The organism is Streptococcus sp. 343_SSPC (genome assembly GCF_001072385.1).
In the GTDB taxonomy this organism is placed as follows: Bacteria; Bacillota; Bacilli; order Lactobacillales; family Streptococcaceae; genus Streptococcus.
Genome location: NZ_JVKU01000018.1, coordinates 1 through 16,083 on the forward strand (window position 1 = coordinate 1; position 16,083 = coordinate 16,083).

16 protein-coding genes are annotated in these 16,083 nt (G+C 41.8%); 15 read left to right on the forward strand and 1 reads right to left on the reverse strand.

The annotated features are described in order from the left end of the window. Positions 1-347: 347 nt before the first annotated feature. Together ADH27_RS05400 and ADH27_RS05410 are read left to right on the forward strand one after the other, a co-directional pair. On the forward strand, positions 348-965 hold the full coding sequence (locus ADH27_RS05400) for a CPBP family intramembrane glutamic endopeptidase (RefSeq protein ID WP_048716295.1): 618 nt from the start codon (positions 348-350) through the stop codon (positions 963-965). A gap of 484 nt (positions 966-1,449) precedes the next feature. Next, a complete protein-coding gene (locus ADH27_RS05410) occupies positions 1,450-2,037 on the forward strand; it encodes an SMI1/KNR4 family protein (RefSeq protein ID WP_048716299.1) in 588 nt (195 codons plus the stop codon). A gap of 299 nt (positions 2,038-2,336) precedes the next feature. On the opposite strand, the gene ADH27_RS05415 is transcribed toward ADH27_RS05410, so the two are convergent. Next, positions 2,337-2,540: a CsbD family protein gene (locus ADH27_RS05415; protein WP_021154436.1), complete on the reverse strand. Its 204-nt coding sequence runs from the start codon at positions 2,538-2,540 to the stop codon at positions 2,337-2,339. A gap of 458 nt (positions 2,541-2,998) precedes the next feature. Between ADH27_RS05415 and ADH27_RS05420 the strand changes: the two genes are divergently transcribed. The 13 genes from ADH27_RS05420 (at position 2,999) to dnaJ (ending at position 15,996) form a co-directional block, all read left to right on the forward strand. After that, the gene (locus ADH27_RS05420; protein ID WP_048716303.1) at positions 2,999-3,709 is read left to right on the forward strand and encodes a CPBP family intramembrane glutamic endopeptidase; all 711 of its coding nucleotides are present in this window, start codon (positions 2,999-3,001) and stop codon (positions 3,707-3,709) included. Positions 3,710-3,873: 164 nt separating this feature from the next. Then, entirely contained in the window at positions 3,874-4,470 is a 597-nt protein-coding gene (locus tag ADH27_RS05425) for a rhomboid family intramembrane serine protease (protein ID WP_048716305.1), read from the forward strand. 137 nt (positions 4,471-4,607) lie between these two features. Then, complete coding sequence (locus ADH27_RS05430) at positions 4,608-5,729, forward strand: VanZ family protein (RefSeq protein ID WP_048716307.1); 1,122 nt, start codon at positions 4,608-4,610, stop codon at positions 5,727-5,729. A gap of 282 nt (positions 5,730-6,011) precedes the next feature. Continuing rightward, positions 6,012-6,278 (forward strand): ACT domain-containing protein, encoded by a 267-nt coding sequence (locus tag ADH27_RS05435; RefSeq protein ID WP_048716309.1) that lies wholly within the window; start codon positions 6,012-6,014, stop codon positions 6,276-6,278. 18 nt (positions 6,279-6,296) lie between these two features. Next, entirely contained in the window at positions 6,297-7,634 is a 1,338-nt protein-coding gene (locus ADH27_RS05440; protein ID WP_048716311.1) for a PFL family protein, read from the forward strand. 133 nt (positions 7,635-7,767) lie between these two features. Continuing rightward, entirely contained in the window at positions 7,768-8,484 is a 717-nt protein-coding gene (locus ADH27_RS05445) for a histidine phosphatase family protein (protein WP_048716313.1), read from the forward strand. Between the two features lie 41 nt (positions 8,485-8,525). Next, positions 8,526-9,224, forward strand: coding sequence for a histidine phosphatase family protein (locus ADH27_RS05450; protein ID WP_048716315.1), 699 nt, complete (start codon positions 8,526-8,528; stop codon positions 9,222-9,224). Then, positions 9,217-9,990, forward strand: coding sequence for a M15 family metallopeptidase (locus ADH27_RS05455; protein ID WP_048716316.1), 774 nt, complete (start codon positions 9,217-9,219; stop codon positions 9,988-9,990). Before ADH27_RS05450 ends, ADH27_RS05455 begins: the two co-directional genes overlap by 8 nt. Before the next feature lie 166 nt (positions 9,991-10,156). Then, entirely contained in the window at positions 10,157-11,191 is a 1,035-nt protein-coding gene (gene hrcA / locus ADH27_RS05460; RefSeq protein WP_048716318.1) for a heat-inducible transcriptional repressor HrcA, read from the forward strand. Positions 11,192-11,215: 24 nt separating this feature from the next. Next, positions 11,216-11,740, forward strand: coding sequence for a nucleotide exchange factor GrpE (gene grpE, locus ADH27_RS05465; protein WP_325049894.1), 525 nt, complete (start codon positions 11,216-11,218; stop codon positions 11,738-11,740). A 237-nt stretch (positions 11,741-11,977) separates the two neighbouring features. After that, positions 11,978-13,801, forward strand: a complete 1,824-nt coding sequence (gene dnaK, locus ADH27_RS05470; protein WP_048716323.1) for a molecular chaperone DnaK — start codon at positions 11,978-11,980, stop codon at positions 13,799-13,801. Between the two features lie 197 nt (positions 13,802-13,998). Further along, a complete protein-coding gene (locus ADH27_RS05475; RefSeq protein ID WP_048716325.1) occupies positions 13,999-14,631 on the forward strand; it encodes a DJ-1/PfpI family protein in 633 nt (210 codons plus the stop codon). Between the two features lie 222 nt (positions 14,632-14,853). Next, complete coding sequence (gene dnaJ, locus ADH27_RS05480) at positions 14,854-15,996, forward strand: molecular chaperone DnaJ (protein ID WP_048716326.1); 1,143 nt, start codon at positions 14,854-14,856, stop codon at positions 15,994-15,996. Positions 15,997-16,083: the final 87 nt, after the last annotated feature.

Here is a 16,083-nt window from a genome sequence, read left to right on the forward strand (position 1 = left end):
CGTCTTGCTCGACAATCCAAAGACAATTGAGAGGCTAGGACTTTTGTCCCAGCCTCTTTTTTCTGGCTTAATTTTACAAATTGGGAATTACATATAATTATTTGAAAAAACTAAAAAAGGTAGTTACAATAAAAATGTAAAAGCGCTTACTCGGTTATTGGAGAGGCTAATATTGTAAGATATCTGTTTTTCTTTCTTAAGGTAGGAGAATTTTTAGGAAAGGTAAAATGTCAGAATCAGTATATGCAAAGAAAAATCAGCATTTCCGCTTTAAATTTCAGAAAAATGATTAAGTTAATTAAGCAATGATTGAAATATTAAAAATGGTTTATTGGAGGTAGTTAAAAATGAAAGAAAAATATAAAGTGACTGGGCAGTTATTTTTGCTCTCAAATTTACCGTTTTGTTGTTTTATTTTGAAAGATATTTCATTAGTCTATGCTAGGTTACTATTTGTACTTTTCTTGTTTTTTACATTATATTTCTCTTATCAAATAAGCATAAAACATAATGTCATTAATCGTATTCAGAAACTAGAGTGGAACAAAGTACTTTATTGTTTAGCATTCGTTGCTTTGATGAGACTTACAGTTCATTTGTATGTAAGCATTTTTGGAGATACCCAAAATGATGCGTTATTACAAATTTTAAAAGATATTATGGGCGTAGAGTTATTCAATTTTTATGGAATTTTCGTAGGACCAGTTTTAGAGGAAATAACTTTTCATGGTGCAATAATGAATTATTGCTATAATATGAGCAGGAAAGGTTTCATCATATCAAATATATTGTTTGGATTTGTGCATTGTATGAACGAACCTAGTATTGGAATTTTTATTAGATCGATTTTACTGTATAGTTTGTTAGGCTGTATAGTATCTTACATTTATTATAGAACTAAAAGGATAGAATACTCTGTACTAATTCACATGCTTGCTAATTTTTTGGCTGTAATAGATTTTTAATTATGTATTCTAATTGTTTTTATATTTGTAATTTTATGTAAGGTTTTGCTCAAGAGACCACTAATAAATATGACTGGAGTAATGTTTGCAGCTAAAGAAATGTTCTTCAAAATAGAAAATATCCTCCGTGAACAAGGAGTACTTGAAAAGTTTGAAGAGGAAAATTGGGAAATACTTCCTGAATAATGAAGTTAAACTGACTAAACAGGATCTTATAGATGAAAATATCGAATTATTAGTAGTAGATGGTCAGTTAAAAGGAGTCGTGAAGGATGACCAAGGAAGTCCGAATGCAGAAATTGTTTATAATGTTAACTTGAGTAAAGGAGACGAATGATATTACTTTGTCTGATGAAGAAACTCAAAAAATCCATTCAATACTAAAAATAATATTAGAAAAAGTAAGGAGCAAGTCTGTTAATGCATTAAACACATTTTGGGATGAAAATTCGAAGGGTAAGAGAAATCAAAAAAGGAGGTTCTTATGTGTATAGTTGACCAAGTTAAGAAAATAGCAACTTATATTTGTGAAGCTTTTGAAGACTGGGGTTTGGATGATCCTGTAGAGGAAGGATTCCTGGAAGATTATCAGGAAATTTCTGGTGCATCTGAGGAGGAAATTCAGGAGTTTGAGAAGAGACTTGGAATTTCTCTCCCCGATGAACTTAAGGAAGTCTATCGCTACAAAAACGGCAGTAAATTCTTAGCAGTCTTACCCTGTGTGATTGACCAAAGAGAAATGGCTTTTTCTCTGATGAGTTTGCAGGAAATAGAAGCTGGGAAAAGATATTTTCAAAATAGGGATGCCCTCTTAACGGAATTTCCCGATTATTTTTCGAGCCAAGATGTTGAAGAAGTGCGTGATAGTAGAGTCAAACCCTATCTTTTTAATAAGAAATGGCTTCCTTTTGCGGAATATTGCGATTCTTGTTATCTCATGCTTGATTTTGATCCAGACCAGGAGGGGCAAGAAGGGCAGATTATCTGCTACATTCATGACCCTGATGAAATTATCTATGTGGCAAAAAGTTTTACGGAGCTGATTGAAGGGATAATGGAAGTGATCGTATAAAAGAGGGTAGTATATTGTCCCAAATGTTTCAGAATGGTTTGAGAAAATGAAGTAAAATGTTTTTAGGGACCTGCAATTACTTTGCTCAATTTCAGTAAAAGCCTGAGTGTTGTTTGAATTGGATGGCAACCACTGCACTCTAAACGTTCATTCAAAAGAATTACAATACATACAAAGAGCCCCCTTTCGAGGGGGTCTTTTTTCTATACCCAAACTAAATCAAAGATAAACAAAAACCACCCCATCTCTACAAGCCAAATAGTGCTGTAAAAAATAGGGTGGTTTTAGGACATTAACGATTAGTTATCGTCTTTGTGAAGGATGTTTTTCACACCGTTGATAGCTCCTTCGACAGCTTCTTTTGCGTCTTCAGCAACTTCTTTTGCTTTTGATGCAACTTTTTCAGCAACGCCTTCAGCTTCTGTTTTTGTGTCGCCGGTTACTTTACCGAGACCTTCCTTAACAGAACCTTTAACTTGGTTTAATTTATCTTCTAATGACATAGCGCCACCTCCGTTAAGTAAATAGTTTTTTAATCTGAGTTCAAGACAGTTCATTTAAAAAATTAAAACTATTTAGTTCAGATTAATATAAGTATATACCCTCTGAAATGGAAAGTCAAATATTCGCTACGGTATTCTGAAAGTTGGAGTGAGTCCTTACGATATCGTGAAAAAGAGGGATGAATAGGTCCTTGCCTTGTTCTTTAATTGAAGAAACAAAGGTTTTCAGCTATTTCAAAACAAAATCGTCCAGATGATTAAGGAATAATATATTGTAGAATCGTCAGGTTAGAAAATCTAAACGGCTGTTTTCTTCTAGCAAAGTGGAGTAAAAAACAAAAGAAGATGACACTTTCTGTTCAAAAAGGGACAATTGAGGGCTACCTTGCCTACAAGTTTTTCCATGTGTTATACTTGTACATAATTGTACGAAAGAATGATATTGGAGAATAGATGATATGAAATATGCCAAACATGGAGTCGCTTTACTGTTCCTGTTATATCTATTTGTTTTTGGGATCGAAGGTCTTGGTATCTATCTAACTGGAGTTTTCAATGGTGATGTAAGTTTTCTTTATTTCATCTATTTGATTCTCTACTCTTTGCTTCTCATCGGCATTCTATTTTGGTTAAAAAGGCAGAAGATAGTCATTCGTTCCAATATACAGAAATGGAAGTGGCACTATCTGGGGTATTTTGCTCTGGTGCTCTTGTGGTTCTTTGTTGAAAGGTGGGTGCTGCAAACTTTTCAGGATTTGCTGGTTCCTGTCGTTCATCAAACCAAATTGCCATCCTCCATTTATCTAAATGGCCCTGGTATTTCGGGTACTCTGTTTTTTGTCCTAGCAACTGTTACATCTCCTATGATCGAAGAATTTATTTTTAGAGGCTATCTGATGAATGTCTTCTTTAAAGAAAGTAAGTTTCATTTAGACGTTTTGCTTTCGGGCTTTCTCTTTGCGGCCTTTCATCTGATCCATCAATATCGGGACCCTGTAACCTATTCTCTTTATTTCTGTTCAGGGCTCTTCTTCGCAACTGCCTATAAGAAATCTAAAGATATCCGGTTACCCATCTTCTTGCATGCCTTTAGCAATTTTCTCACTTTTTGGAAACCAATCTGGATATTCATCTTCAATTATATCTACTGGCATTTTCTTGTTAAATAACCTTGTCTCTGTGGCCGGGCGTGAAATGGGAGTTAGAGGTTGGAGTTGTTTAATGAAACTAGGATCACTTTTTAAAAGTGATCTTATTTTCGTTTAAGGGGTGGTATAATGAAAGTATACTCAAGGTGAGACAATTGATTTATTTACAGAAAAGAAGTTTTAAAATGAAAACGATGATAAAAACCTATCCTGTTATCAGTACGATAGCTCTAATCTGTTTGTTGCTCGGTTTATTGACTTCCTTTTATGGGGATGCTATGTATGACCTATTGGCTTTTCATTCGAAGCCGGTGTATGGTTGGCAATATGTCAGTGGGACCCTGATGCATGGCAGTAAAGGAGCTCCTGTCTGGTTTTTATGGGTTCATTTGATTTTAAACGGACTCATGATCCTTCCCTTCGGTGGACTGCTAGAAAGAAAAAGAGGCTCCATACAAGTCTTAATCGTTTTTGTGACGGCGACAGTCCTCTCTTCCATCGTTTTTCACTTCTTAACACGCGGGCAGGACATTCAGGCAACAGGGATCTCTGCCGTCGGCTATGCCTTTGTGACCGGAGGGATTATGCTCCTGCCAAACGTGTGGAAAGAATTGTCACGCACCGTAAAATGGCTTTATCTATTCTTAATTTTTCTATCTGGTCTCATGCTCTTACCAGTAATCACCGGATGGATCTCAACGCTATTGCATCTTTCAGGGATTGTGAGTTATCTATTGGTCTTTATCGGAAGTAAAAGCTTGAAGGGGAGAGGTAGCAATTAAGCCGACTATTGAGCTAGGTTTTCATCCTGTTTCCTTGACTCTTCCTCTACCAGGCCGTATAATACTCTATATCAATGAAAAAATCACCTTTTGTCATTGTGCAAAGGGTGTTTTTATAACGGTAAATGGGAGACACAATGGGATACATTTCTACAATCAAAACAGCTGTTCAGCTCTTTCCTTTCCTGGCCTTTTTGCTGACCTTGCCCTACATGATTTTGAATTATCGAAAATATGGCTCGGTCAATAAATTGCGGGTGCTGATTTTCTATTCTTTTATGCTTTACTTGATGACGGTCTATCTCTTGGTAGTCTTGCCTCTGCCAGATCCGAGTAAGATCCATACTAGCTACTCGGAAATGGTCAATCTCCATCCCTTTGCTTTTGTGGTGGATTTTTTCAAGGAGAGCCCCTTTGATCTAGCGCAGACTGGTACTTGGCTTCAAGCCCTCAAGCATCCAACTTTTTATGTACCAGCTTTTAATGTCCTAATGTTGATTCCTTTTGGGATGTATCTACGTTATTATTTCAAGTGTGGTTTTAAGAAAACGATTCTCCTAACAGCCCTCTTTAGTCTCTTTTTGGAGCTGACCCAGTTATCAGGTCTCTACTTTCTGTATCCGGGCCCTTACCGCCTAGCAGATGTCGATGATATTATTCAAAATACCACTGGTGGTGGAGTGGGCTACTTGCTTGGTTGGTTCCTGGTTTGGTTATTGCCAACACGAGATGAGATTGACGAGCATTCTTTCCGAGTAGGGACGAAAGTATCTGGTTTCCGGATGGGTCTTGCTTTCTTGATTGACTTTGTGATGCTATCCTTGCTTTATGCGGTAATCGAGCGTTTAGAGATGATTCCCTATGTAGCGGTTTTGGTGCTTTACTTTAGTTTGCTTCCCTTGTGGCGGGGCAAAACCTTGGGAATGGCTTTGGTAAAATTCCGCTTGCGTTTTGACAAGCAAAAATGGCTTCGTACCATCTGGCGAGGAATCCTAGTGGTAGGCTATTTCTACTGGATTCCCCAAGGGTTGTTCTATTTGATCTCGCTTTTGAATCAGGATTTGACGGACAATTCCCTTTTGACTCTATCTATGATTTTATTGCTCTTCTTTGTGCTCTTATTGTACCTGATCCTCACCCTTGCCATCATCTTGCTCAGTCGTCGCTTTCCCTTTGACCGTCTAGCTGGAGCCGAGTATGAGAGTACCGTGCGCGTGAAGGAAGGTATCCTAAAGGATGAAACCGAATCGTCAAAATAGAGAGAGTGGGACAGAAATCGGTAATTCGTTAGAATTCGATTTCGTCGTCTCACCTCCGCACAGTTGAGTAGGGCTGTAAAAGCTGATGAAATCAGCGTAGTAGAGCCCACTCAACCACTGCGTCTTGCTCGATAATCCAAAAACAATAAAGAGGCTAGGACTTTTGTCCCAGCCTCTTTATTTTTTATACACGTAAAAATATCCTAACGTTCCCAGTTGAGAACGGCGATTTTAAGGGGAATGTGCTACAATGGAAGCAAATAGATAGAATGGAGCAGTGAAATGAAAGCAATTATTACAGTCGTTGGTAAAGACCAAAAAGGAATCGTAGCGGGTGTTGCAACGAAAGTGGCAGAATTAGGACTCAATATCGATGATATCTCTCAAACTGTATTGGATGAATACTTTATCATGATGGCGGTCGTATCGTCAGATGAGAAAAAAGATTTCACACAGCTCCGTTCAGAGTTGGAAGAATTCGGTCAGTCTCTTCATGTGAAAATCAATATCCAAAGCGCAGCGATTTTTGATGCCATGCACAATTTGTAAGATAGGGGTTGAGAATTTATGGACATTAGACAGGTAACAGAAACCATTGCCATGATTGAGGAGCAGAACTTCGATGTTCGGACCATCACCATGGGGATCTCCCTTCTAGATTGTATTGATCCGGATATCGATAAGGCGGCAGAAAAAGTCTACCAGAAGATTGTGACAAAGGCCAAGGACTTAGTGGCTGTTGGGGATGAGATCGCGGCAGAACTTGGGATCCCTATTGTAAATAAACGGGTTTCGGTCACTCCGATTTCCATTATCGGGGCAGCCACTAATGCGACAGACTATGTACCCTTTGCCAAGGCGTTGGATCGTGCGGCGAAAGAAGTTGGGGTCAACTTTATCGGTGGCTTCTCAGCTCTGGTTCAAAAAGGCTACCAAAAAGGGGATGAGATCCTCATTAATTCCATTCCTCGTGCTCTTGCGGAGACAGATTTTGTCTGTTCTTCAGTCAATATCGGATCGACCAAGACAGGGATCAATATGACCGCTGTCCGAGACATGGGGCGCATCATTAAAGAAGCTTCCCAAGCAGATCCAATGGGACCAGGAAAACTCGTTGTCTTTGCTAATGCGGTAGAAGATAATCCCTTTATGGCGGGAGCCTTCCACGGTGTCGGTGAAGCAGATGTCGTCATCAACGTTGGGGTTTCAGGACCTGGTGTCGTCCAACGGGCCATCGAAAAAGTTCCCGGTGCTAGCTTTGATGTATTGGCGGAAACAGTCAAGAAGACAGCCTTCAAGATTACCCGTGTTGGCCAATTAGTGGGTCAAATGGCTAGTGAACGTCTCGGTGTTGAGTTTGGAATTGTGGACTTGTCCCTCGCACCAACACCAGCTGTTGGGGATTCGGTTGCACGTGTCCTTGAAGCCATGGGGCTTGAAGTGGTCGGAACCCACGGGACAACAGCAGCCCTTGCCCTGCTCAATGACCAAGTGAAAAAAGGTGGCATTATGGCTTGTAACCAAGTCGGTGGTTTGTCAGGTGCCTTCATTCCGGTCTCAGAAGATGAGGGGATGATTGCCGCGGTCCAATCCGGTCATATCAACTTGGAAAAATTGGAAGCTATGACAGCCATCTGTTCCGTGGGTCTGGATATGATTGCCATCCCAGCTGATACTCCAGATACAACCATTGCGGCCATGATCGCCGATGAAGCAGCAATCGGGGTCATTAACCAAAAGACAACAGCCGTTCGGATCATTCCTTATGGAAAAGAAGGCGATATGTTAGAGCTCGGAGGACTTCTTGGGTCTGCTCCAGTGATGAAGGTCAACAAGGCTTCGTCAGCTGACTTTATTGCCCGTGGTGGTCAAATTCCGGCCCCAGTTCATAGTTTTAAAAATTAAAAAATGGCCCTGGAGCAGGAATTTTGCTCAGGGCTTTTAATGTTGGCTGAGGAAGTGAAAGTGAATCGAGAGGTCATCGCTGCCAGTTTCCTTATAAAAAATGATATAATAGAAGGACGTAAAAGGAGATCACATGGCGAAAACAAGATTATTTATTATTCGGCATGGAAAAACCATGTTTAATACGATAGGTCGTGCCCAAGGTTGGTCGGATACGCCTTTAACTGCTCAAGGAGAAGAAGGCATCCGTGAATTGGGGGTTGGTTTGAGAGAATCTGGTTTGGACTTTGTCCGTGCTGTTTCCAGCGATTCAGGTCGTGCTATTCAAACCATGGGAATTGTTTTAGACGAGCTTGGGCTCACAGATCAGATTCCTTATACTTTCAACAAAAAGATCCGGGAATGGTGTTTTGGAAGTTTTGATGGTGCCTACGGAGGGGAGCTTTTCCGTGGAGTTGTTCCTCGGGTTCTAGATATTGAAGATTATAAGAAACTTACCCTGGAAGAACTGGCGAATGGAATCTACCAAGTAGATACAGCAGGTTGGGCTGAACCATGGGATGTGTTGAAAAAACGGATTGTAGATGGCTTTGAGGAGATTGCCAAGGAAGTTGAAGCCAAGGGTGGTGGAAATGCCTTGGTTGTTAGTCACAGCATGACCATTGGTTCCTTTGTGTGTATTTTGAATCCAGAGATTGAGCTGGATCCAAGGGTTGAAAATGGTAGTGTCACCTTTGTAGAATACGAAAATGGACAATTTTCAATCCAGACCATCGGAGATGAGTCATACCGCAAGCTGGGTGCTAACTGGTTAGCAGCCCACTCAGAAGAACTTGATGTAAAAAAATAAGATACTATATATAAGAAGAAAACAATTGCAGGAGGATAAAAATGGCAAAGACAAAATTGTATATTGCCCGTCATGGAAAAACCATGTTTAATACCATTGGTCGCGCCCAAGGTTGGTCTGATAGTCCCTTGACAGAAGCTGGCGAACGAGGGATTCATGAATTGGGGATTGGTCTACGTGAAGCTGGGATTCAGTTCCAACAAGCCGTGTCCAGCGACTCCGGTCGAACCATTCAAACCATGGGGATTGTGCTAGAAGAATTAGGGTTAACGGGTAAGATTCCTTACCGTTATGATAAGCGCATCCGCGAATGGTGTTTTGGAAGCTTTGATGGCGCCTACGATGGAGAACTCTTTTTGGGCGTTTTACCACGTGTCTTTCGTGTCGATGACTTCCATCATTTGAGCTTGATGGAGTTGGCTGAAGGGATTGTCGAAGTGGACACAGCCGGCTGGGCAGAGTCTTGGGAAACCCTTCGTGACCGCATCTTGGATGGCTTTACGACGATTGCTAAGGATGTCGAGTCTCAAGGTGGTGGGAATGCCATCGTAGTCAGTCATGGGATGACCATCAGTACCTTGATTTACCTGATTGATCCAAAAGCCTTTAAAGAATTGGTCTTGGACAATGGTAGTGTGACTGTTATTGAGTATGAAGATGGCCAATTTAAACTAGAAGCAGTTGGAGATCTGTCATACCGCCAGGTTGGAGCGAAATGGTTAGAGGAAAATCATGACTAAATATAAACTTGCCAAGAAAAGAGAAAAGAAAGTTAGCTGGATCGTGCTCTGCTGTATAGGCCTCTGTCTAATCGGAGCAGGAGTGGGTATTTTCTATTTGAAACCTCAATGGCTTCATATGGGCTCTGTTGAAGATAAAAAAGTAGAAACGACTACTCCAAAAAAGGTTGAGAAAAAGGAAGAAAAACCGAAGACAGACCTTCCGCAAGTTTCTAGCAAGGATTGGAACCTAGTCTTGGTCAACCGGGACAACAAGTTGGCTGAGCTGAATCCTCAGTTAGTCGACGTTGAAGAAATCAAGGTGGATAGTCGGATCGCAGAACAAACTAAGCAATTTTTAGCGGCGGCAAGGGCCATTGCTCCTGAGGAGTCCTTGATTTCCGGTTATCGAAGTGTAGAGGAGCAAACAGAACTTTTTAATGAGCGGATAGCTCAATTAGAAGCTACTGGGCTTCCTCATGAAGAGGCAGAACGTCAAGCACAAACACAAGTACAGGTCCCAGGGGCTAGTGAGCACCAGACAGGCCTTGCGATTGATATGAGTGCCCCAAATGGGCTATCCGAAGAGGTAGTGCAACAAATTATTGCCTTGGCGCCACAATATGGGTTTGTTCTCCGTTATCCAGAAGGGAAAAATGCGATCACGGGTGTGGACTATGAAAACTGGCACTTCCGCTACGTCGGTGTAGAAAATGCCCAGTATATGGTCAAGCACCAACTGGTCTTAGAAGAATATATTCAAAAGCTGAAAGAAGCAGGTTTATAGTTTTTTTGGCCTAGTATCGGTCTTAAGAATGATTTTTAGCACTCTTTAAAAAAGAGTGCTAATTTTTTGGATTTTTTTCTTGACTTTCTTTTGAGAGGGTGTATAATAGAATCATGGTTTAGCACTTGAGTGTTTAGAGTGCTAAAAATGAAAGAGAGGTGAGGTCATGGTTACAGAACGTCAAAATGAGATTTTAAATCTTGTCGTCGATATCTTTACCAAGACCCACGAACCGGTCGGTTCAAAAGCACTACAAGATGTCATTCAATCCAGTAGTGCGACCATCCGAAACGACATGGCTGCTCTCGAAAAGCAAGGGTTGCTAGAGAAAGCCCATACTTCGAGTGGCCGCATGCCTAGTCGAGCTGGTTTCCAATATTTCGTTCAGAACTCGCTCGATCTAGAGTTGATTGATGAACAAGATGTCTACCAGGTGGTGAAGGCCTTTGATTTCGAAGCCTTTAAGTTAGACGATATCTTGGATGCTACGGCCAAGTTACTAGCCCAGATGACGGGCTACACCGCAGTGATTCAGGATGTGGAGCCGACACGGCAGCGCTTGACGGGTTTTGAGATTGTTCCATTATCCAACCATGATGCCTTAGCAGTTCTGACCTTGGATGAATCAAAGCCTGTCACCGTACAGTTTGCTATTCCAAAGAATTTCTTAACCAGTGACTTGGAAATCTTCCATCAGCTGGTTCAAGAACGCTTCATTGGAAATACGGTCTTGGATATCCACTACCGCTTACGGACGGAGATTCCACAGATTGTACAGCGCTATTTCAAGACGACAGACAATGTCGTGGATCTATTCGATTACGTCTTCTCGCAACTGTTTCAAGAACTGGTCTTTGTAGAAGGAAAGGTTTCATCTTTGAGTTATGCCGATCTTCAGACCTATAAGTTCTTAGATAATCCCCAACACGTAGCCTTGGAGTTACGAGGAGGAATGCCGGAAGACCAAATGACCCAGATCCTGGTTGCGGAATCCCAAGAGAAGGCCTTGAAAAATGTGACGGTGATTAGTCACAAGTTCCTGGTTCCTTATCGTGGGATGGCCCTCATGCATGTGATTGGTCCCGTAGAGATGGATTACAGGCGGGTGATTAGTCTGGTCAATGTTATCGGCCGAGTGTTGGTCATGAAGTTGACGGATTACTACCGTTACCTCAACAGCAACCATTATGAAGTAAATTAAGACCAAATGAAAGGGGTGTATGCCTTGACAGAAGATATCAAAAAAGAAGACGTGAAAGAAGAGGAAGTTGCCGAGACAACTGAAGAAGTTGTAGAGGAAAGCAACCAACCTTCTGAGTTAGAAGAAGCACAAGCGCGTGCCGAGGAATTTGAAAACAAATACCTTCGTGCTCATGCAGAAATGCAAAACATTCAGCGCCGTGCCAATGAAGAACGTCAGCAATTACAAAAATACCGTAGCCAAGATTTGGCAAAAGCGATCTTACCATCACTAGACAACCTCGAACGTGCCCTCGCCGTCGAAGGATTGACAGATGATGTCAAAAAAGGACTAGAAATGGTGCAAGAAAGCTTGATTCATGCTTTGAAAGAAGAAGGAATCGAGGAAATCGCAGCGGACGGAGAATTTGACCATAACTACCACATGGCCATCCAAACAGTCCCAGCTGATGACGAACATCCAGCAGACACCATCGCACAAGTCTTCCAAAAAGGCTACAAACTCCATGACCGCATCCTGCGCCCAGCCATGGTAGTTGTCTACAACTAGGATACCTTGTCCGAAACGACACTAAACTATGAAAGAAAGATAAGATGCAAGCCGGAGGCTTGCAAGGAAGATATTTCCCGCCGTGGTGAAAGTTTCAGTAGCTTGTGCTACTGAAACAGGGGATTTTTGAGACAGTAGGCTCAAAAATAAGTGATGAAATCCCGGAGGGAGTTGCTCACGTCCCCACCACTTAAGGGAAATATCAAAAAAAGAGAAAAATAACAAGGAGAAAAACATATGTCTAAAATTATCGGTATTGACTTAGGTACAACAAACTCAGCAGTAGCAGTTCTTGAAGGAACTGAATCAAAAATCATCGCGAACCCAGAAGGAAATCGCACAACTCCATCTGTAGTGTCATTCAAAAACGGTGAAATCATCGTTGGTGACGCTGCAAAACGTCAAGCAGTGACAAACCCAGATACAGTCATCTCTATCAAATCTAAGATGGGGACTTCTGAAAAGGTTTCTGCTAACGGGAAAGAATACACTCCACAAGAAATCTCAGCAATGATCCTTCAATACTTGAAAGGTTACGCTGAAGAATACCTTGGTGAAAAGGTAACGAAGGCTGTTATTACAGTTCCAGCTTACTTTAACGATGCTCAACGTCAAGCAACTAAAGACGCTGGTAAAATCGCTGGTCTTGAAGTAGAACGTATCGTCAACGAACCAACTGCAGCAGCCCTTGCTTACGGTTTGGACAAGACTGATAAAGAAGAAAAAATCTTAGTATTCGACCTTGGTGGTGGTACATTTGACGTATCTATCCTTGAATTAGGCGACGGTGTCTTTGACGTATTGGCAACTGCAGGGGATAACAAACTCGGTGGTGACGACTTTGACCAAAAAATTATCGACCACTTGGTTGCAGAATTCAAGAAAGAAAACGGCATTGACTTGTCAACAGACAAGATGGCCCTTCAACGTTTGAAAGATGCAGCTGAAAAAGCGAAGAAAGACCTTTCTGGTGTAACTTCAACACAAATCAGCTTGCCATTCATCACTGCTGGTGAAGCTGGACCTCTTCACTTGGAAATGACTTTGACTCGTGCAAAATTTGACGATTTGACTCGTGACCTTGTAGAACGTACTAAAGTTCCAGTTCGTCAAGCTCTTTCTGATGCAGGCTTGAGCTTGTCAGAAATCGACGAAGTGATCCTTGTTGGTGGTTCAACTCGTATCCCAGCCGTTGTAGAAGCTGTTAAGGCTGAAACTGGTAAAGAACCAAACAAATCAGTGAACCCTGACGAAGTAGTTGCGATGGGTGCTGCGATCCAAGGTGGTGTGATCACTGGTGATGTGAAAGACGTTGTCCTTCTTGACGTAACACCATTGTCACTTGGTATCGAAACAATGGGTGGAGTCTTCACAAAATTGATCGACCGCAACACAACTATTCCAACATCTAAATCACAAGTCTTCTCAACTGCAGCAGACAACCAACCAGCCGTTGATATCCACGTTCTTCAAGGTGAACGCCCAATGGCAGCAGATAACAAGACTCTTGGACGTTTCCAATTGACAGATATCCCAGCTGCACCTCGTGGTATCCCACAAATCGAAGTAACATTTGACATCGACAAGAACGGTATCGTATCTGTTAAAGCGAAAGATCTTGGAACTCAAAAAGAACAAACAATTGTTATCCAATCAAACTCAGGTTTGACAGACGAAGAAATTGACCGCATGATGAAAGATGCAGAAGCAAACGCTGAAGCAGATAAGAAACGTAAAGAAGAAGTAGACCTTCGTAACGAAGTAGACCAAGCTATCTTTGCGACTGAAAAGACAATCAAAGAAACTGAAGGTAAAGGCTTCGATGCAGAACGCGATGCCGCACAAGCTGCCCTTGATGAGCTTAAGAAAGCCCAAGAAGACAATAACTTGGACGAAATGAAAGCAAAACTTGAAGCGTTGAACGAAAAAGCTCAAGGACTTGCTGTGAAACTCTACGAACAAGCCGCAGCAGCACAACAAGCTCAAGCAGGAGCAGAAGGCGCACAAGCAACAGGAAACGCAGGCGACGACGTCGTAGACGGAGAGTTTACGGAGAAATAAAATAGTCCAGTGGACTATTTTATCCCGAGCTTGAAAATCGGGGAGCGAGGCGTTAAGAATGACTGTTCACTCTAATGATTGGCATTCTATGGCAAGTCGCTATAGCGACTTGCCTAAACGCCTAACTAGTAAATGATAAAGAAATCCAGAGGTTGCAACCCAGCCTCTGTTTTTCGGTAAAATAGAGGATGTTGCGTATGAAAAAAGTACTTTGTATCATTTATCCTAATTTTTCTCTTTATGAGATAACCGCTTTAACGAGTACTTTAGCTCTGTCTTTTGATATTACGATTGATTATGCCGCTTCAGATCATTCGATAGTGGTCTCTGAGGATGGCTTGCCCTGTCAACCAACCAAAACACTAGATCAAATCTGTATAGAAGAGTATTCTTGTGTGATTTTGCCAGGAATGATCAATATAGGGCCTGCTCTACAGGATGAGAAATTGATTTCGTTTTTGAGGGACCTTGGTGAGCAAGATATCCTAATTGCAGCCATTTCTTCAGCGCCTCTTTTATTAGCGAAAGCAGGTCTGTTGAAGGACACGAAATTTACAGGTGGAATTTGGCAAAACTTCTTTGACTATTTTGAATTTCTTCCACGTGAGAATTTCCAACCCAAACTGGTTGTGCAAGATAAACAAATCATTACGGCTATCGGTTTTGCCCATCAAGAGTTTGCAAGAAAAGTGATTCTAAGGTTAGGGTTGGTAGAGAATACGGACAACTATTTTAAAGAAAAGAACGAGTGTGCAGCAGAGGATTTGATATTTACTCTATCAGAGCAAGAGTTTGATCAAGTGAAGCAAAGTATAGAAAACATCCTCTAAAGATGTACATGAAAATTATAGAAAGGAACAAAGAGTGTTCGGGGAATTGAACCCGAGCTCTGAAGTTTCTTACTCAATAACAATAGAAAGGAACAAAGGTGTTCGCAACCGAACACGGGCTGCGGACGGTGCCAAAAAGATAGTTTTTTCTAGGACGCAAGCGTCCGTCGTCAAAACTCCTATTTTGGCTGTGTCCGTTTGACGCCCTTTGTATCTTGAATTATGAACAATACTGAATTTTATGACCGTTTGGGCGTTTCAAAGAATGCATCTCAAGATGAGATCAAGAAAGCCTATCGGAAATTATCTAAAAAATATCACCCAGATATCAACAAGGAGCCTGGTGCTGAGGAAAAGTACAAGGAAGTTCAAGAAGCTTATGAGACTTTGAGCGACGAACAAAAACGGGCAGCTTATGACCAATACGGTGCTGCAGGGGCCAATGGTGGTTTCGGCGGCTTCGGTGGCGGAGCAGGTGGTTTTGGTGGTTTTGATGGTGCTGGATTTGGTGGCTTTGAAGATATCTTCTCTAGCTTCTTTGGTGGCGGTGCAAGCCGCAATCCTAATGCTCCACGTCAGGGAGATGATCTTCAGTACCGCGTAAACCTCAAGTTTGAAGAAGCCATCTTTGGAACTGAGAAGGAAGTGAAGTACTATCGGGAAGCCAGCTGTCGGACATGTGATGGAACTGGTGCTAAGCCAGGAACAAGTCCAGTAACTTGTGGACGCTGTCATGGTTCTGGGGTTATCAATGTGGATACGCAAACCCCACTTGGGATGATGCGCCGTCAAATCACCTGTGATGTCTGTCATGGACGCGGTAAAGAAATTAAAGATCCTTGTACAACCTGTCATGGGACTGGTCACGAGAAGCAAGCCCACAGTGTCAATGTGAAAATCCCTGCTGGGGTTGAAACAGGTCAACAAATCCGCCTCTCTGGTCAAGGAGAAGCTGGATTTAATGGAGGGCCATACGGAGATCTCTATGTGGTGGTCAACGTTGAGCCGAGCGACAAATTTGAGCGTGATGGATCAACCATCTACTATAAATTGAACTTGAACGTTGTTCAGGCTGCTCTTGGGGATACGGTCCATGTTCCAACGGTTCACGGCGATGTTGACTTGGTCATCCCTGAAGGAACCCAGACAGGTAAGAAATTCCGCCTTCGCGGTAAAGGAGCACCAAGCTTGCGTGGTGGCTCTGTAGGAGATCAATATGTATCTGTAAATGTGGTGACACCTACAGGTCTAAATGACAAGCAAAAAGAAGCCCTTCGTGCATTTGCGGAAGCAAGTGATTTGAAGGTCAACCCAAAGAAAAAAGGCTTCTTTGATAAGGTTAAAGATGCCTTGGATGATTTATAAAATAAAAGAAGATTTGGTTTTTCCAATCTTCTTTTTTTATCAAGAAAAACACCTCCGAAACCAAAGGCTTCAGAGGTGTGGCAAAAG